Source organism: Pseudomonas aegrilactucae (genome assembly GCF_019168305.1).
Classification (GTDB): Bacteria; Pseudomonadota; Gammaproteobacteria; order Pseudomonadales; family Pseudomonadaceae; genus Aquipseudomonas; species Aquipseudomonas aegrilactucae.
This window is the reverse complement of the sequence record NZ_JAHTBI010000082.1, coordinates 17269-35351: the sequence shown is the minus strand read 5'-3', so window position 1 is coordinate 35351 and position 18083 is coordinate 17269. Positions and strand designations below refer to the sequence as shown.

The 18083-nt window shown below is 65.9% G+C and carries 16 protein-coding genes; 3 read left to right on the top strand and 13 right to left on the bottom strand.

The window, feature by feature from the left end:
* Window positions 1-52: 52 nt before the first annotated feature.
* On the bottom strand, window positions 53-1213 hold the full coding sequence (locus KUO17_RS21045; RefSeq protein WP_217977433.1) for an AAA family ATPase: 1161 nt from the start codon (window positions 1211-1213) through the stop codon (window positions 53-55).
* Window positions 1214-1362: 149 nt separating this feature from the next.
* Here KUO17_RS21045 and KUO17_RS21040 point away from each other — a divergent pair, with 149 nt between their 5' ends.
* The 3 genes from KUO17_RS21040 to KUO17_RS21030 are packed head-to-tail and all read left to right on the top strand — an operon-like array spanning window position 1363 to window position 6562.
* Complete coding sequence (locus tag KUO17_RS21040; protein ID WP_217977432.1) at window positions 1363-2454, top strand: efflux RND transporter periplasmic adaptor subunit; 1092 nt, start codon at window positions 1363-1365, stop codon at window positions 2452-2454.
* A complete protein-coding gene (locus KUO17_RS21035) occupies window positions 2451-3518 on the top strand; it encodes an efflux RND transporter periplasmic adaptor subunit (protein ID WP_217977431.1) in 1068 nt (355 codons plus the stop codon). Before KUO17_RS21040 ends, KUO17_RS21035 begins: the two co-directional genes overlap by 4 nt.
* Window positions 3515-6562, top strand: a complete 3048-nt coding sequence (locus KUO17_RS21030) for an efflux RND transporter permease subunit (RefSeq protein ID WP_217977430.1) — start codon at window positions 3515-3517, stop codon at window positions 6560-6562. The genes KUO17_RS21035 and KUO17_RS21030 overlap by 4 nt, the downstream gene beginning before the upstream one ends.
* A 104-nt stretch (window positions 6563-6666) precedes the next feature.
* On the opposite strand, the gene KUO17_RS21025 is transcribed toward KUO17_RS21030, so the two are convergent.
* The 12 genes from KUO17_RS21025 to KUO17_RS20970 form a co-directional block, all read right to left on the bottom strand.
* The gene (locus tag KUO17_RS21025) at window positions 6667-7122 is read right to left on the bottom strand and encodes an REP-associated tyrosine transposase (RefSeq protein WP_217977429.1); all 456 of its coding nucleotides are present in this window, start codon (window positions 7120-7122) and stop codon (window positions 6667-6669) included.
* Window positions 7123-7301: 179 nt separating this feature from the next.
* The gene (locus tag KUO17_RS21020; RefSeq protein ID WP_217977428.1) at window positions 7302-7946 is read right to left on the bottom strand and encodes a methionine ABC transporter permease; all 645 of its coding nucleotides are present in this window, start codon (window positions 7944-7946) and stop codon (window positions 7302-7304) included.
* Window positions 7936-9057 (bottom strand): methionine ABC transporter ATP-binding protein, encoded by a 1122-nt coding sequence (locus tag KUO17_RS21015; protein WP_217977427.1) that lies wholly within the window; start codon window positions 9055-9057, stop codon window positions 7936-7938. Before KUO17_RS21015 ends, KUO17_RS21020 begins: the two co-directional genes overlap by 11 nt.
* Before the next feature lies 1 nt (window position 9058).
* A complete protein-coding gene (locus KUO17_RS21010; protein WP_217977426.1) occupies window positions 9059-9865 on the bottom strand; it encodes a MetQ/NlpA family ABC transporter substrate-binding protein in 807 nt (268 codons plus the stop codon).
* Window positions 9858-11240 (bottom strand): LLM class flavin-dependent oxidoreductase, encoded by a 1383-nt coding sequence (locus KUO17_RS21005; RefSeq protein WP_217977425.1) that lies wholly within the window; start codon window positions 11238-11240, stop codon window positions 9858-9860. The genes KUO17_RS21010 and KUO17_RS21005 overlap by 8 nt, the downstream gene beginning before the upstream one ends.
* Window positions 11240-12445, bottom strand: a complete 1206-nt coding sequence (locus tag KUO17_RS21000) for an SfnB family sulfur acquisition oxidoreductase (protein WP_217977424.1) — start codon at window positions 12443-12445, stop codon at window positions 11240-11242. The genes KUO17_RS21005 and KUO17_RS21000 overlap by 1 nt, the downstream gene beginning before the upstream one ends.
* A 22-nt stretch (window positions 12446-12467) precedes the next feature.
* Complete coding sequence (locus KUO17_RS20995; RefSeq protein WP_217977423.1) at window positions 12468-13709, bottom strand: SfnB family sulfur acquisition oxidoreductase; 1242 nt, start codon at window positions 13707-13709, stop codon at window positions 12468-12470.
* 184 nt (window positions 13710-13893) lie between these two features.
* Complete coding sequence (locus KUO17_RS20990; RefSeq protein ID WP_217977422.1) at window positions 13894-14619, bottom strand: hypothetical protein; 726 nt, start codon at window positions 14617-14619, stop codon at window positions 13894-13896.
* A gap of 181 nt (window positions 14620-14800) precedes the next feature.
* Window positions 14801-15562, bottom strand: a complete 762-nt coding sequence (gene tcyN / locus KUO17_RS20985; RefSeq protein WP_217977421.1) for an L-cystine ABC transporter ATP-binding protein TcyN — start codon at window positions 15560-15562, stop codon at window positions 14801-14803.
* 3 nt (window positions 15563-15565) lie between these two features.
* Complete coding sequence (tcyL, locus tag KUO17_RS20980; protein ID WP_217977420.1) at window positions 15566-16234, bottom strand: cystine ABC transporter permease; 669 nt, start codon at window positions 16232-16234, stop codon at window positions 15566-15568.
* Complete coding sequence (gene tcyJ / locus KUO17_RS20975; RefSeq protein ID WP_217977419.1) at window positions 16231-17025, bottom strand: cystine ABC transporter substrate-binding protein; 795 nt, start codon at window positions 17023-17025, stop codon at window positions 16231-16233. Before tcyJ ends, tcyL begins: the two co-directional genes overlap by 4 nt.
* Window positions 17026-17052: 27 nt before the next feature.
* Entirely contained in the window at window positions 17053-18051 is a 999-nt protein-coding gene (locus KUO17_RS20970) for a D-cysteine desulfhydrase (protein ID WP_217977434.1), read from the bottom strand.
* Between the last annotated feature and the right edge of the window lie 32 nt (window positions 18052-18083).

Below are 18083 nucleotides of genomic sequence, written 5' to 3'. Positions count from 1 at the left end.
TACCCGTGGGAGCTGGCTTGCCAGCGAAGGGCGCAACACCGTACTGGCAGATTTACTCCGGCCACCGCCACGCCGGCTCATCCAGAGGCCCTTGCCCCACCACCCGTGTCTGCCCCAGCACTTTCTCCAGCACGATGCAGTTGCTCTGCGCATCGCGCTCCAGCGCCGCAATCAGGCGCGAGGCATGCGACACCACCCACACCTGGCAGCCCCGCGAAGCACGCACGATCAACCGCGCCAGCGCCGGCAGCAGGTCCGGGTGCAGGCTGGTCTCCGGCTCGTTGAGTACCATCATGCTCGGCGGCCTGGGCGTCAGCAGCGCCGCCACCAGCAACAGGTAGCGCAAGGTCCCGTCCGACAACTCCGCCGCCGACAGCGGGCGCAGCAGCCCCTCCTGATGGAACAGCAGGCCGAACTGGCCGCCGACCGTCGCATCGATCGCAAGGCGCGCGCCAGGGAACGCATCGCTGATGGTCGCCTGCAACGCGTCGGGGTCGCCCACTTCGATGATGGTCTGCAACGCCGCCGCGAGGTCCCGTCCATCATGGTGCAACACCGGTGTGCGTGTGCCCAGTTGCGGCCGGCGCGCGGGTGCCTGGCTGTCTGTGCGCAAATGATCGTAGAAACGCCAGCCCCGAATCTGCTCGCGCAACACCAGTACCTCCGGCGAACTGCTCAGGTTGCCCACCTGGTCGAACAGGCTGTCGGCCCCCGCAGTATGCTGGGCCACCACCGCCCATTCACGCCCCTCGCGCACCTTCACCATCGGCCCCTTGCGCTGCACCAGCAGGCTGGCCGGCCGGCAGAGCGCCCCGGCCCAGATCCCCTCGCGCTTCACTTCAGGGTCCAGGGCGAACATCGACAGTGTCGGTTCGGGAATGCCCAGGCTGATCGCGTAGCCGTAGTCCTCGCAGCCAAAGCCCAGGCGCAGGCGCTTGGTTTCATTGCGACGGGTGCCCTCGATGGCGACCTCGCCACGGTGCATGCGCCGGCTGATGGTCTCGGGGCCGGCCCAGAACGTCGAGTCCAGCCCGCCCTCGGCCGCCAGCGCATTGATAACCCCGCCGTGCGCGGTTTCGGCCAGCAAGCGCAGGGCCTTGTACAGGTTGGATTTGCCGCTGCCGTTAGGCCCTGTGATCACGTTCAGGCGACCCAGCGACAGCACCAGGTGGTTGATCGAGCGGTAGTTGGCGATGGCCAGGGTGGTCAGCATCGGGGTGTCCTGGGGCAGGCGGCAATGCGCCACAGTATTACCTAAACCACCGCGATCAAGAATTGCCCCCGGGACAAGCGGCAGGCGGAACCCTGATCTACGCTAACAGTCGCATCTACCAACCGGTCCGACCCACGCAAGGAGCCCGCATGACGGTGTCGCCCCACAACCTGATCGTCTGCCTTGGGCTCGCACTCCTGCTCGGCGGCTGTGGCGAGAAGAAAGCCGCTGCGCCCGAGCTGCCCCGAGTGGCCGTGCAACAGGTCGAGCCGGGTGATTTTGCCGCAGCGGTCACCCTCACCGGTGATGTGCAGGCCCGCGTGCAGACCGACCTGTCGTTTCGTGTGGGCGGCAAGATCATCCAGCGCAGCGTGGACGTGGGCGATCATGTCAGCGCCAACCAGGTGCTGGCGCGGCTGGACCCCAAGGACCTGCAGACCAACGTCGACTCGGCCAAGGCCGAAGTGTTCGCCGAACAGGCGCGCGTCACCCAGACCGCTGCCGCCTTCGTGCGCCAGCAGAAGCTCTTGCCCAAGGGCTACACCAGCCAGAGCGAATACGATTCGGCCCAGGCCGCGTTACGCAGCAGCCAGAGTGCGCTCAAGGCCGCCCAGGCACAGTTGGCCAACGCCCGCGAGCAACTGAGCTATACCGCCTTGATTGCCGAGGCCCCCGGTGTGATCACCGCGCGCCAGGCCGAGGTCGGCCAGGTGGTGCAGGCCACCGTGCCGATCTTCACCCTGGCCCGCGACGGCGAGCGTGACGCGGTGTTCAACGTGTACGAGTCGCTGCTGATGGCGCCACCGAGCAAGCAGGCCATTACCGTCAGCCTGCTCGACGACCCCAAGGTGCAGGCCCAGGGCCAGGTGCGTGAGATCACCCCTACGGTGTCGGCGCAAAGCGGCACGGTGCAGGTCAAGGTGGCGCTGAGCAATGTGCCGCCGGCCATGCAGCTGGGGTCGGTGGTGAGTGCCACGGCCAACGCCCAGGGCACCCCCAGCGTCGAGCTGCCCTGGTCGGCGCTGACCAAGGATGTGCACGACCCGGCCGTGTGGCTGGTGGGCGCGGACAACAAGGTCAACCTGCACAAGGTCAAGGTGGTGCGCTACCTCACCGGCAAGGTGGTGGTGGGCGAAGGGCTCAAGGGCGGGGAGCGCGTGGTGATCGCCGGTGGCCAGTTGCTGCACCCGGACATGCAGGTGGAAGTGGCCGACATCGCCGACATCGGGGTATCGCAATGAAGAACCTCATGCTGGTACTCGGCTGTGTGGTGCTGGTGGCCTGCGGTGACAAGCAACAGCGGGTCGAGCCGGTGCGCCCGGTGCTGTCGCAGGTGGTGCAGGCGCAGAGCCAGGAGAGCCTGGGGCGCTTTGCCGGGTCGATCCAGGCGCGCTTCGAAAGCACCCTGGGCTTTCGTGTGGGCGGGCGTATCGCCCGGCGCTGGGTGGACGTGGGCGCCGCGGTGAAACCCGGCGACACCCTGGCCACCCTCGACCCCACCGACCAGCAGAACCAACTGCGCGCCGCCGAAGGCGACCTGGCCAAGGTGCAGGCGCAATGGATCAATGCCCAGGCCAACGCGCGTCGCCAGCAGCAACTGTTCGACCGCGGCGTGGGCGCCCAGGCGCAACTGGACATTGCCCAGACCGACCTGAAAACCACCGGTGCCTCGCTCGAACAGGCAAAGGCGGCGCTCAGCCAGGCCCGCGACCAGCTTGGCTACAGCCGCTTGCAGGCCGACCACCCGGCCGTGGTCACGGCCTGGCAGGCCGAGGCCGGGCAGGTGGTCACGGCCGGGCAGGGCGTGGTGACCCTGGCCCGCCCGGATATCAAGGAAGCGGTGATCGACCTGCCCGCAGGCCTGGCCGAACAGCTGTCGGGCGAGGTCAGGTTCGTGGTCGCCGCGCAGCTCGACCCCAGCATCAGCACCACCGCCGCGTTGCGCGAAATCGAACCCCAGGCCGACGCGGCCACACGCACCCGGCGTGCACGCCTGACGTTGGCCGATACCCCCGAGGCGTTCCGCCTGGGCACGGCGATCAGCGTCACCCTCAGCTCGGCGATCAAGCCGCACAGCGAACTGCCGCTGACGGCCCTGCAGGAGGTCGACGGCCAGAGCCGCGTATGGATCGTCGATCCGCAGCAACTGACGGTGTCATCGCGCGAAGTGAACGTCCTGCAGCGCCTGGCTGACACGGTGGTGCTCAGCGCCGGGGTCGAGGCGGGCGAGCGTGTGGTGACGGCAGGGGTGAACAGCCTCAAGCCTGGCCAGAAGGTAAAAATCGATGAGGAAAGCCCGCGATGAAAGGAAGCTTCAACCTGTCGGAATGGGCCCTCAAGCACCAATCCTTCGTCTGGTACCTGATGTTCGTCGGCTTGCTCATGGGGGTATTTTCCTACTTCAACCTGGGGCGTGAAGAAGACCCGTCGTTCACCATCAAGACCATGGTCATCCAGACCCGCTGGCCGGGTGCGACCCAGGACGAAACGCTGCTGCAGGTGACCGACCGGATCGAGAAGAAGCTCGAGGAGCTGGACTCGCTCGACTACGTGAAAAGCTACACCCGGCCCGGCGAGTCGACGGTGTTCGTCAACCTGCTCGACACCACCAAGGCGGGCGACATTCCGCAGATCTGGTACCAGGTACGCAAGAAGATCCAGGACATTCGCGGCGAGTTTCCGCAGGGTATCCAGGGCCCCGGTTTCAACGACGAGTTCGGCGACGTGTTCGGCTCGGTGTACGCCTTTACCGCCGACGGCATCTCCATGCGCCAGTTGCGCGACTATGTCGAACAGGTGCGTGCCGAGATCCGCGAGGTGCCCGGCCTGGGCAAGGTCGAGATGATCGGCCAGCAGGACGAGGTGCTGTACCTGAACTTCTCCACGCGCAAGCTGGCGGCGCTGGGTATCGACCAGCGTCAGGTGGTGCAGGCGCTGCAGGCACAGAACGCGGTGACCCCGGCCGGGGTGATCGAGGCCGGCCCCGAGCGCATCTCGGTGCGCACCAGCGGCCAGTTCGCGTCGGAAAAAGACCTGCAGCAGGTCAACCTGCGGCTCGAGGACCGTTTCTATCGGCTGGCCGACATCGCCGAGATCAGCCGCGGCTACGCCGACCCGCCCACGCCGATGTTCCGCTATGACGGCAAGCCGGCGATCGGGCTTGCGATCGGCATGAAGAAGGGCGGCAACATCCAGGCCTTCGGCAAGAACCTGCACGACAAGATGGATGCCGTCACCGCCGACCTGCCGGTGGGCGTGGGCGTGCACACGGTGTCGGACCAGGCGGTGGTGGTCGAGGAAGCGGTGGGCGGCTTTACCAGCGCGCTGTTCGAGGCGGTGGTGATCGTGCTGGTGGTGAGCTTCATCAGCCTTGGCGTGCGCGCGGGGCTGGTGGTGGCATGCTCGATCCCGCTGGTGCTGGCCATGGTGTTCGTGTTCATGGAGTACAGCGGCATCACCATGCAGCGGATTTCCCTGGGTGCGCTGATCATCGCGCTGGGCTTGCTGGTGGATGACGCGATGATCACCGTCGAGGTGATGGTCACGCGGCTGGAGATGGGCGAGAGCAAGGAGCAGGCGGCCACGTTTGCCTATACCTCCACGGCGTTCCCGATGCTCACCGGTACCCTGGTGACGGTGGCGGGCTTCGTGCCGATCGGCCTGAACGCGAGCTCGGCGGGCGAGTACACCTTTACCCTGTTTGCGGTGATCGCCGTGGCGTTGCTGGTGTCGTGGGTGGTGGCGGTGCTGTTCGCGCCGGTGCTGGGCGTGCACCTGCTCAATGCCAAGGTCAAGTCGCACGACGCCGAACCCGGGCGCATCGGCCGCGGTTTCAACCATGGGCTGCTGTGGTGCATGCGCAACCGCTGGCTGACCATCATCGGCACGGTGGTGCTGTTCGTGCTGGCGGTGTTCTGCATGCGTTTCGTGCAGAACCAGTTCTTCCCCTCGTCTGACCGCCCGGAGATCCTGGTGGACCTGAACCTGCCGCAGAACGCCTCGATCGACGAGACGCGCAAGGCGGTCGACAAGCTGGAGGCGTCCCTCAAGGACGACCCCGACATCGTGCGCTGGAGCACCTACATCGGCCAGGGCGCGATTCGTTTCTACCTGCCGCTGGACCAGCAACTGGAGAACCCGTACTACGCGCAACTGGTGATCGTGAGCAAGGGCCTGGAATCGCGCGAGGCGCTGATGGCGCGGCTCAAGGAGCGTTTGCGCAAGGACTTCGTCGGCATTGGCAGCTACGTGCAGTCGCTGGAGATGGGCCCGCCGGTGGGGCGCCCGATCCAGTACCGGGTCAGTGGCAAGGACATCGACCAGGTGCGCAGGCACGCCATCGAACTGGCGGCGCTGCTGGATCGCAACTCGCACATCGGCGAGATCATCTACGACTGGAACGAGCCGGGCAAGGTGCTGCGCATCGACATTGCTCAGGACAAGGCGCGTCAGCTGGGCCTGTCGTCCGAGGACGTGGCCAACCTGATGAATGGCATTGTCAGCGGCTCGCCACTGACCCAGGTGAACGACAGCATCTACCTGATCGATGTGGTGGGGCGTGCGGTGGACAGCGAGCGTGGGTCGCCGCAGACCTTGCAGAACCTGCAGATCGTCACGCCCAACGGCACCTCGATCCCGTTGCTGGCGTTTGCCACGGTGCGCTACGAGCTGGAGCAACCGCTGGTGTGGCGGCGCGATCGCAAGCCGACCATCACGGTGAAGGCGGCGGTGCGTGACGAGATCCAGCCGACCGACCTGGTGGTGCAGCTCAAGCCGCAGATCGAGGAGTTTGCGCGCAGCTTGCCGGTGGGTTACGAGGTGGCCACGGGCGGTACGGTGGAGGAGAGCAGCAAGGCGCAGGGCCCGATTGCCAAGGTGGTGCCGCTGATGCTGTTCCTGATGGCGACGTTCCTCATGATCCAGCTGCACAGCGTGCAGAAGCTGTTTCTGGTGGTCAGCGTGGCGCCGCTGGGGTTGATCGGTGTGGTGCTGGCGCTGGTGCCGACGGGTACGCCGATGGGTTTCGTGGCGATACTGGGGATCCTGGCGTTGGCCGGGATCATCATCCGCAACTCGGTGATATTGGTGACGCAGATCGATGCGTACATCGAGCAGGGGTATGCGCCGTGGGATGCGGTGGTGGAGGCCACGAACCATCGTCGGCGGCCGATTCTGCTGACGGCGGCGGCGGCGAGCCTGGGCATGATCCCGATTGCGCGGGAAGTGTTCTGGGGGCCGATGGCGTACGCCATGATCGGCGGCATCATTGTGGCCACTTTGCTGACCTTGCTGTTTTTGCCGGCGTTGTATGTGGCCTGGTACAAGATCAGGGAGCCGCAGCGCGAGTGATGGCCCTTTCGCTGGCAAGCCAGCTCCCACAGGTACTCCACTGCTCTTGAGAACAGTGGGGTACCTGTGGGAGCTGGCTTGCCAGCGAATGGCCGTTACACGATCTAGAGCCAGATGGCATCCCAGTGAGGATAATCACCGACCTTCTGCACAAGCCCGGCCCGCAAAGGGTTGGCAACGATGTAGCGGGCCACCGCACGGATATCCTCTTCACGACGTAGCGCCCTGTCATGGAAACCCTGCTGCCACAATCGACCTTGGCGATTGCTTGTCAGGTTCACCCTGCAGGTACTGCGAGACTTCAGCCGTCGCATCAAGGTCTTCAACGTGACCTGACGGAGTTCGATCAGCCAATGAAAGTGATCTGGCATCACCACCCAGGCGAGCGAGCGAGCAGCGTCCTCGCGTTCGGCTTGTCGGAACTGCTCTATGAGCAGCCGAGCCAACCACAAGTCCTGGAAAACCGGGCTGCGATTCTCGACAACGCTGGTGAGCATGTACAGCCTGCCGGGCTCTGAAAATCGGCCACGGCGCAGCAGATAGGAGCTTGATCGATCCATGTCAGTCATCCTTGATGATGGAAATTTCAAGGTAGCTGCGTAGGCTGCGGATCGCGGTCTGACATTGACTCTTGATGTGTCTGTAAAAAGCTTCGCTGGCAAGCCAGCTCCCACAGGGTTAGGCGGCGCTGCACAAAACCCTGTGGGAGCTGGCTTGCCAGCGAAGCAGACGCCGCGGTCTACCGCTTGTTCAACCCCCGCGCCAACCGATCCCCGCCCAGCTGTATCAACGCCACCAGCACCACCAGCATGACGATCACTGTCAGCATGATCTGGCTGTCGAACCGCTGGTAGCCATAACGGTACGCAATATCCCCCAACCCCCCCGCACCAATCGCCCCGGCCATCGCCGACGAGTTGATCATGGTCACCAGGGTAATGGTGAACCCGCCCACGATACCCGGCAGCGCCTCGGGCAACAGTACGTGCCAGACAATATGCCAGCGCCTGCAACCCATCGCCTGCGCAGCTTCGATCAGGCCATGGTCCACCTCACGCAAGCTCACCTCGGCAATGCGCGCAAAGAACGGCGTGGCCGCGATCGTCAACGGCACCACCGCCGCCCACACGCCATAGGTGGTGCCCACGATCCACCGCGTGAACGGGATCAGCGCCACCATCAGAATCAAGAACGGAATCGAACGGAACACATTGACGAACACCCCCAGCGCCCGGTTGACCATCGGCGCTTCGAAGATCCCGCCCTTGCCACTGGTCACCAGAACCACCGCCAGCGGTATCCCCGCCAGCAACGCAATCAGCGACGACACACCCACCATCAGCACGGTGTCGAGCACCCCCTGCACCAATCGATCAAACCACATAACCCAGCACCTCCACCTGCGCCGCCCACTGGCGGGCACGTTCAATCACCTGCGCATGCCCATGCGGCGAGTTGGCCACCGACACCACCAGTTGCCCCAGCGCACGCTCCTGAATCGGTTCGATACCACCCTGCAACAGGCTCACCTGGCCACCCAGCAAGCCAAACAGCGACGACAGCTCCGGTGCCTCGCGGTCCCGACCGCTCACGCGCAAGCGCAATACCAGGGTGGCCCGCACATCCGGCGCCTCGGCCAGCAGGCGGGCCTGCAGGCGCTGCGGCAAGGCCGGCTGCAACGGCGCCAGCAAGGTCTTGCTGACCTCGTGCTGCGGGTCACCGAACACCTGCCACACCGCGCCCTGCTCGACGATGCGCCCGCGCTCGAGCACCACCACGCGGTGGCAGATGTCGCGAATCACCGCCATCTCGTGGGTAATCAGGATGATGGTCAGGCCCAGGCGCTGGTTGATGTCGCGCAGCAGCGCCAGGATCGACCCGGTGGTTTCCGGGTCCAGCGCCGAGGTGGCCTCGTCGCACAGCAGTATCTGCGGGTCGTGCACCAGCGCGCGGGCAATCCCCACGCGCTGCTTCTGACCGCCCGACAGCTGCGCCGGGTAGACCTTGTGCTTGTCCTGCAGCCCCACCAGCTCCAGCAGCTCGGCCACCTTGCGCTGGCGCTGGGCCTTGGGCACGCCGGCCACCTTCAGCGGCAGCTCGACGTTCTGCCACACGGTCTTGGCCGACATCAGGTTGAAGTGCTGGAAGATCATGCCGATGCGCCGACGCAACGCCACCAGGCGGTCTTCATCGTGCTCGCCAATGTCGATCTGGTCGATCAGCACCCGCCCGCTGCTGGGTTGCTCCAGGCGGTTGATGGTGCGGATCAGCGACGACTTGCCCGCACCGCTGCGGCCGATGATGCCGAAGATCTCGCCGCGCTGGATGTTCAGGTCGATGTCTGCCAGCGCCGGCGCGGCCTGTCCCGGATAGGTCTTGTGGAGACCGACGAAGCGCACGTGCGCCGTGCTCAGTTCAGGGTGCAGCGCATGCTGTTGCGCTACCTGCAATGGGGGTGTGGGTTGCGCCGTCTGGTGGGCGGTGGCAGCGCTCATCTCAGCTCTCCCAGCCCGGCTGGTAGAGCTTGCCGTAGGCCTTGTCCAGGGCGGCGCGCACCACCGGCGAGTGCTGGTAGATGTCGACGAACCTGGCCAGGCGCGCATCGTCCTTGTTCTGCGGCCTGATCACGAACTGGATCACGTATTCCTTGTGCTCCAGGCCATCGAACATCAAGGCGGACCTGGCATCGAAGGTCTTGGCCAGGCGGATGTAGTGCGGGTAGCCCTGCACCAGGTCGGCATCCTCATACGCACGTACCAGTTGCACGGCCTCGACCTGCAGGATCCTGAGTTTTTTCGGGTTGGCGACGATGTCGTCTTCGGTGGCCTTGTAGCCTACGCCCGGCTTGAGCGTGATCAGCCCGGCCTTGGCCAGCAGTTGCAGGCCGCGCCCGCCATTGATCGGGTCGTTGGCAATGGCGGCGGTGGCGCCCTCGGGCAGCGCATCGACGCTTTTGTATTTTTTCGAGTACAGGCCCACGTTGTTGATGATGCCCGGCGCATACGGCACCAGGTCGGAGCCAGCGGCGGCGTTGGCGTTTTCCAGGAAGGGGATGTGCTGGAAGTAGTTCACATCGAGGTCGCCGGCGGCGAGGCTGACGTTGGGCGCGATCCAGTCGCTGAACTCGACCAGTTCCACCTTCAACCCCTGTTTTTTCGCTTCGTCCACGGCCGCTTCCAGGGCCGGCGCGAAGGCCGCTGTGGTGCCCACCTTGAGCGGCGCATCGTTGGCATGGGCGCCACCGATCAAGCCGAGGGCCAGGGTCAGGGCCGCGACAGGGCGGGCCAGGAAGGTCTTAAGCATGCGGTTGCGCTCCAGTCGGGGTGGGGGTGCGGTAGCCAGCGCCGGTATGGTCGTCTGGCAGGTGCGGGCCTGCAGCGAAGAGTTTTTCGCGCAGGCTGCCGTCGGTGTAGGCGGTCTTGTACGACCCGCGGCGTTGCAGCTCGGGGATCACCAGGTCAATGAAGTCGACATAGCTTTCCGGGGTCACGGTGCGCGCCAGGTTGAAGCCGTCCAGGCCGGTCTCTTCGATCCAGCTTTCCAGTTCATCGGCCACCTGGGTCGGCGAGCCGACCAGGGTGATGTAGCGCCCGCCCAGGGCGTGCTGGTCGAGCAGCTTGCGCCGGGTCCAGTCGTTGTTCTGCAGGTGCTGGGTGGCCGACTGGATGGCGTTGCTCTTCACGTACTGGATCGGTTCGTCCAGTTCATAGTCGGCAAAGTCGATGCCGGTGGAGCTGGCAAAGTGCGCCACGCCCGCCTCGGGGCTGGCGTGGCGCAGGTATTCGGCGTGCTTGGCGCGTGCCTGTTCCTCGGTGCGCGCCACGATCACGGTCAGGCCCATGAACACTTTCAGCGCTTCGCCATCACGCCCTGCGGCCACGGCCGCGGCACGCACCTTGTCGACCTGGGCGCGGGTGGCGGCCTTGTTCTGGCCGCTGATGAACACGCATTCGGCATGCTGCCCGGCAAAGCCCAGGCCGCGCGCCGAAGCACCGGCCTGGAACAGCACCGGGGTACGCTGCGGCGAGGGTTCGCACAGGTGATAACCCTCCACCCGGTAGAACTCGCCCTGGTGCTGCACCTTGTGCACCTTGGCCGGGTCGGCGTACACGCGCTGTTCGCGGTCGTTGAGCACCGCGCCGTTTTCCCAGCTGCCTTCGAGCAGCTTGTACAGCACTTGCAGGTACTCGTCGGCCTGGTCGTAGCGCCGGTCGTGCTCGGGCTGCGCGTCCAGGCCCATGGCCTTGGCCGCGCTGTCGAGGTAGCCGGTGACGATGTTCCAGCCCACCCGGCCACGGCTCAGGTGGTCGAGGGTCGAGAGCCTGCGGGCGAACAGGTACGGCGGCTCGTAGGTGAGGTTGGCAGTCAGGCCGAAGCCCAGGTGACGCGTGACCGCGGCCATGGCCGAGACCAGCAGCAGCGGGTCGTTGACCGGCAGCTGGATCGACTCCTTGAGCGGCACGTCCACCGACTGGCGGTACACGTCGTAGACCCCGACGATATCGGCAATGAACAGGCCGTCGAACAGCCCGCGCTCCAGCAACCGCGCAAGGTCCGTCCAATACTCCAACGTCTTGTACTGGGTCGAGGTGTCGCGCGGGTGCGTCCACAGGCCGTGGTTGATGTGCCCCACGCAGTTCATGTTGAAGGCGTTGAGCAGGATCTTCTTTTTCGCCATCAGATCGTGCCCCGCAACGGTGGGTTTTCATCGTTGAGGTAGTAGTTGCCGATGGCGTGGTACTTCCAGCGCACCGGGTCGTGCAGGGTGTGCACGCGGGCGTTGCGCCAGTGGCGGTCCAGGCCGTGCTCGGCCAGGGTGGCCTGGCTGCCGGCCAGTTCGAACAGGGTGCTGCCGGCCGCCAGCGAGATCTCGGTGCTGATGGCGCGGGCCTCGGCCACCGCAATCGATGCCGCCGCGACGGTCTGGGCATGGGGGGCGGCCTGGGCGCGGTCGAGGTATTCGCCGGCGCGTTCGAGCAAGGCTTCGGTGGCGTGCAGGCGGATCGCCAGGTGACCGAACGACTTGAGCGTCAGCGGGTCGTCCACGGCCTTGTCGATACCGGAGTCGATCCACGGCCGGGTGCGCGTGCGCACGAAATGCAGCGCGTCTTCATAGGCGGCGCGGGCGATGCCGGTGTCGATGGCCGCGTGAAGGATCTGCGCCAGCGGGCCGACCGGGGTTGGACGCTCGAAGGCGCTCTGGAACGGCACCACGTCGGCGGCCTCGACACGCACGTTGTCGAACACCACCGAGCCGCTGCCGGTGGTGCGCTGGCCGAAGCCGCTCCAATCGTCGATCACCTCCAGGCCGGCGCTGTCGGCCGGCACGAAGGCCAGCTGCTGCACGCCCTGCTCATCGATCACCGAGGTGGGGATGCGCTGGGCGTACAGCGCGCCGGTGGCGTAGAACTTGCGACCGTTGATACGGTAGCCGTCGCCGTCACGGGTGAGGGCGGTAGTGCGCTCGTGGGCGGTCTTGGTGCCCAGTTCCGCCAGGGCATTGCCAAAGCGTTTGCCGGCCAGCACTTCGGCGTACAGGCGCGCCTGCTGCTCAGGGCTGCCATTCACGCGCAGCACTTCCAGGGCGTAGAAATGGTTCTGCGGGATCTGCCCCAGCGAGGCGTCGGCCTGGGCGATACGCGCAATCACCTTGGCCAGGGTGACGTTGGACACGCCCGCGCCACCGAAGGCCTTGGGCACGCTGATGCCCCACAGGCCCGAGCGCGAGAACAGCGCCAGTTCCGGGTGCGGCAGGCGGCGCTCGCGGTCGCGCTCGATGCTGTCGCGGCGCAGGTGTTCGGCGATCTGTTCGGCAATGTCCAACGCCTGGGCGTCAGTGGAGATGACCGCCACGGGATCGTGCGGTTGTGGCAATAGGCTCATCAGAGAAGCTCCAGTGGTCTGGTCAGATCCAGGAATGCCGGGCAGGCAAGGTCGCGTTGAGGTGGTAGGCGCCCACGGCGTGGTACTTCCAGCGCACCGGGTCGTGCAGGGTGTGCACGCGCGCATTGCGCCAGTGCCGGTCGAGGTTGAACTCGGCCAGGGTGGCGCGGCTGCCAGACAGTTCGAAGAGCTTCTCGCTGGCCTGCAGCGAGATTTCGGTGGTGAGTACCTTGGCCTCGGCCACCGCGATCGATGCCCGCGCTGCGCTGGCGGCATCGATGGGCGCGGCATTGACCTCGTCCAGTACCCGCGCGGCGCGGCCGAGCAACGCCTGGGCAGCATGCAGTTCAAGCGTCAGGCGGCCGATGTCGGCAATCACGTACGGGTCGTCACTGGCGCGCTCGACCTTGGCGTCGACCCACGGCCGTGCACGTTCACGCACGAAGCTGATCGCATCGGCCACGGCGGCCTCGGCGATGCCGGCGTCGATGGCGGCCTGTACCAGTTGCGAGGCGGCGCCCTGGATGTTCGGCGCGTCGGCCTGGCGCCAGTTGTCGAGCACCAGTTCCACGTCCACCGGCACCTCGTTGAGCAGCACCGTGCCGCTGGCGGTGGTGCGCTGGCCGAAGCCGGACCAGTCGTCGACGATGCGCAGGCCCGGGCTGCCACGGCGCACGAAGGCCATGACCTGGCGGCCGTCGTCATTCAGCGCCTTGACCGCCACCCAGTGCGCGAACAGCGCGCCGGTGGAGTAGAACTTCTGCCCGCTGAGCAGGTAGTGATCGCCCTCGCGCACGGCGCGGGCCTTGAGTTCGAGGGTGTTCTTGCTGCCACGCTCGGGGCCGGCATTGCCGATGCGCCAGCCGTCCAGCACCGACTTGAACAGCAGGTGCTTCTGACGCTCGGTACCGGTGTACCTGACCTGCTGGAGGATGCCGAACTGGTTCTGCGGGATCTGCCCCAGTGCCGGGTCGGCCGCACTGATGATGCGAAACACCTCGGCAATCGTGGTGAAGGAAACATCCGCCCCGCCGTGCTCGCGCGGGATGCTGATGCTGCCCAGGCCGCTGCGGGTGAACTGTTCGATTTCGGCCCAGGGCAATTTGCGTTGCTGATCGCGTCTGGCGGCCTGCAACCGCGCGCTGGCGGCCAGTTCGTGGGCGGCCTGCAAAGCTTCGGCGTCATCGCGCAGAACCTTGGCCGGCAGCAGTAAGGGGGCGTTGTCCAGATCGCTGTGGACGGCGTCGTGCGCCAGGCTGGACATCAGTGCTGCTCCTTGGCTGCACTCAATGCCCTGGCGTTACGCACTGGGGTGATTGTGTTCCTGACCATACCTACCTCACGTATTGAGAACGTCGCCGTGATCGATGCACGGCGACCGAAATGCGCTGGTCCGGTGGTCCGGTTTATATACCCTAAACGTGTATAAAAATTAAATAAACTAACTTTTAGGAATATGCATAGAAGTACCTTCGTGGCGCTTCGCCGCCCACCCGCAGGCAGGCGGCGGGTGCCCAGCGGGAGCAGTTGCCGACGCGGTCGAGGATGCAGTAGCTGGCTTCCAGGTGCTCGTCAGCCCCGGCCTCGAGGATCAGTTCACGTGGGATCACACCCACCACGCCGGTGCCGACGGCCTTGGCGCGCAAGGGTGTCAGGTCCAGGCGCAGGTCGGCCCAGCGCACGGTGATCGCATCGCCCTCGGCCATGTGCAGGTAGGGCGCGATGTGAAACGCCACGCCGCTGTCCAGGCGGCGCAGATCCAGGCCGTGCCGCTGCAGTGCGGCGGGCAGGCGCAGGGGCGCCAGGCCGGGATTTTCAGGCGTACACACCTGGCCACCGGGGCAGTCCAGCTTCACTGCGACCTGGCACGGCGGCGAGCTGCGCGGATGCTGGCCGGGTTGCAGCAGGCGGTAGTGCAGGGTGTTCAGGCCGGGGTAGAGCACCTGGGCGGGGACGGCGAGGGTCACCTGGGCGCCCAGCTCGCCGGCTTGCAGCACATGGGCAGTGGCGAAGCGGTCGCCCCAGAACAGCTCCAGCAGGTCGCCGGCCGCCATCGGGAGTGCGGTGCGGATCGACGCGTGCAGATGGCGTGCGGTGTGCACGCCGATGCCGTGGCGGGGGACGTGGGGCAGGGTAGGCGGTGGCAGTTCAGATCCTTTGGCTGCGCGGTGCATGGTCAATGTCCTGGTGCGGGTGGTGGCACAAGGCTTGGTTATTGGCCGGATCGGCAGGTGAGTCAAGGTGCCCGATGGCCGTGACCGGCCAGTCAGTAGCGCTTCGGAGCGGTCCTACCCGGTGCGGCATCAGGGCTGTGGATAAACTCGGATTTGTCCGCATCCAGGCTTGGTTGGCGGCTCAATGCGCGTGGCCCTGGCCGTCGAGAAACTTGCCGAGGAACTGGCGGGTGCGCGCTTCCCGGGGCGCGGCAAACAAGGCCTTGGCCTCGCCCTGCTCGACGATCACGCCCTTGTCGAAAAAGATCACGCGGTTGGCCACGTCGCGGGCGAAGTTCATTTCGTGGGTGACGATGATCATGGTGCGGTTTTCCTGCGCCAGGCCGCGAATGGTCGCCAGCACCTCACCCACCAGCTCCGGGTCCAGGGCCGAGGTGGGTTCGTCGAACAGGATCACCTGTGGCTCCATGGCCAGTGCCCGGGCAATCGCCACGCGTTGCTGCTGGCCGCCGGACAGGCGCCGCGGGTAGGCGTCTTCCTTGCCCGCCAGGCCGACCTTGGCCAGCAGCGTGCGGCCCAGGGCCAGGGCCTTGTCGCGTGGGGTCTTCTTCACCACCAGCGGCCCTTCGATGACGTTTTCCAGGGCGGTGCGGTGGGGAAACAGGTTGAAATTCTGGAACACGAAGCCCACCTGCTGGCGCAACTGGCGGATCAGCGTGGCCTGTCTGGCCAGCGGGCGGTCGCCGTCGATCTCGATGTCGGCCACGCGGATACGCCCGCTGCTGGGGGTTTCCAGCAGGTTGAGGCAGCGCAGGAAGGTGGTCTTGCCCGAACCGCTGGGGCCGATGATGGCGATCACTTCGCCGGGCTGTACGGTCAGGCTGATGTCGTCGAGCACGGTCTGGCCGTTGAACTGCTTGCTCAGGCGGATGACTTCGATCATGCCTCAGGACTCCTGGTCGTGCCGGTTGACCCGCGCTTCCAGGCGGTTCTGCAGGTGGGCCAGAACGCTGGCCAGCACCCAGTAGATGAGCGCGGCGGCAAGGTACATGGTGAAAATCTCGAAGGTGCGCGCGGTGATCAGTTGGGCCTGGCGGAACAGCTCGGGCACCTGGATGGTCGCCGCCAGGGCGGTGTCCTTGACCAGCGAGATGAAACTGTTGCCCAGCGGCGGCAGCGCGGTGCGCGCCGCCTGCGGGAGGATGGCGCGACGCAGCGCCTGGCTGCGGGTCATGCCGATACTGGCGGCCGCTTCCCATTGGCCGCGGTCGATGGAACTGATCGCCGCGCGCAGGATCTCGCAGGCGTAGGCGGCCATGTTCAGTGAAAAGCCGATCAGCGCGGCGGGGATCGGGTCCAGCTCGATGCCCAGTTGCGGCAGGCCGTAATAGATCATGAACAGCTGCACCAGCAGCGGCGTGCCGCGAAAGAACGACACGTACACACGTGCCGTCCAGCTCAGCAGCTTGATCGAGGACAGGCGCATCAGCGCCAGGCCGAAGCCGATCAACAGCCCGAAGAACATCCCGCCCAGGCTCAGGAACACCGTGAAGTAGGCGCCCCTGAGCAGAAAGGGCGCGCTGTCCAGGGCCAGTTGCAGGCTGTCTTCGATCATTGCGTCACGTCAGCACTGAAGTACTTTTCGGAGAGCTTCTTCAGGGTGCCGTCGGCGCGCAGTGCGGCCAGGGCCTTGTTGATCGCCTCGAGCAGTTCGGGCTCGCCCTTGCGCAGGGTCACGCCGGCTTCCTGGCGCGAGAAGGCTTCACCGGCGGCGGTGGTGTCCTTGGCTTTCCTGGCGTACTCCAGCGCCGCCAGGCGATCGATCAGGATGGCGTCGATACGGCCCACGCGCAGGTCCTGGAACTTGGTCGGGTCATCCTCGTAGGTCCTGATGTCGGCCTTGGGCACGTTTTCCTTGAGCCATTGCTCATAGTTGGTGCCCAGGCCCACGCCGACCTTCTTGCCGGCCAGGTCTTGCGCCGTCTTGATCGTGTCCTTGTTTTTGGTCAGGACCAGGGCCTGGATGCCGGAGACGGTGTAGGGCTCGGAGAAATCGAATTTTTTCCGGCGCTCCTCGGAGATGGTCACCTGGTTGACCACGATGTCCAGGCGCCTGGATTCGAGTGCGGCGAGGATGCCGTCCCACTTGGTCGGCTGCAGCCGCGCCTTGACCCCCAGTTGCTTGGCCAGCGCCTCGGACAGCTCCACCTCGAAGCCGGACAGCTTGCCGTCGGCATCGACGAAGCTGAACGGCGGGTAGGTGCCTTCCAGGCCGATGCTGATGCTGTCGTTGTCCTTGATCTTCTGCAACTGCTCGCCGGCCACGGCCGGGCCGAGCAGGCTGGCGCCGAGCAACAGGCCGAGCCCTGCGCCCAGCCAGTGTTTACCGAATACGCACATCGTCATGACAGGCTCCGCTTGTGTTCGTGGATGTCAGCTGTTCCAGACCTCAGGGTAGGCGAATAATGCCGGTGCCCCACCGGTATGCAGAAAAATCAGCGGTCCTTCGTCGAAACGCTGGCGGGCAATGCCGTCGAGCAACCCGGCCATGGCCTTGCCGGTGTACACCGGATCGAGCAGCAGGCCTTCCTGGCTGGCCAGCAGGCGGATCGCGGCGAGGGTGCCGGCATTCGGTTCGCCATAGCGCGGCGCGAAATATTCATCCCACAGTTCGACCTTGAAGGCGTTCGGCAGCGCCACCCCCAGCAACTCGGCGGTACGCTCGGCCAGGCCTTGCACCTTGGGGCGCTGGTCGTGGTCGCTGCGCGACACGGTCACGCCGATCACCGGCAACTGCGGCAACGCCTCGGCCAGCGCCAGGCCCAGGCCGCTGTGGGTGCCGGCACTGCCCGAGGCCAGCACCACGCCGGCGAAGGTCTGCCCGCTGTGGCTGATCTGCTCGGCCAATTCCAGGCCGGCGCGCACGTACCCCAGCGCACCGAGCGCGTTGGAGCCACCGATGGGCACGGTGTAGGGTTTGCGCCCGCTGGCGTGCAGGCGTACGGACAGCGCCTGCAATTGCGCATCGGCGTTGTCGAGGTTATCCACACGCTCGACCTTGGCGTCGAACAGCTCCAGCAGCAGGCGGTTGCCGTTGTGCTGGTAGCTGGGCGAGTCGGTGCCGATGGGGTTTTCCAGCAGCGCCACGCAGCCCAGCCCCAGCTGCGCGGCCAGCGCTGCGGTCTGGCGTACGTGGTTGGACTGGATGGCGCCGGCGGTGATCAGCGTGTCGGCACCGGCGGCCAGCGCGTCGGCTGCCAGGTACTCGAGCTTGCGCAGCTTGTTGCCGCCCAGGGCCAGTGGCGTCAGGTCATCGCGCTTGACGTAGATATCGCGCCCGGCCCACGCCGACAGGCGCTGGAGCTTGTGCAACGGGGTCGGCGCCCCGAGCAGCGGCAGGCGATTGAAGCGGGCAAGCTGTCGTTCGATCATGGCGTCAGGCTGGCTGGGGAAAACTCGACTAT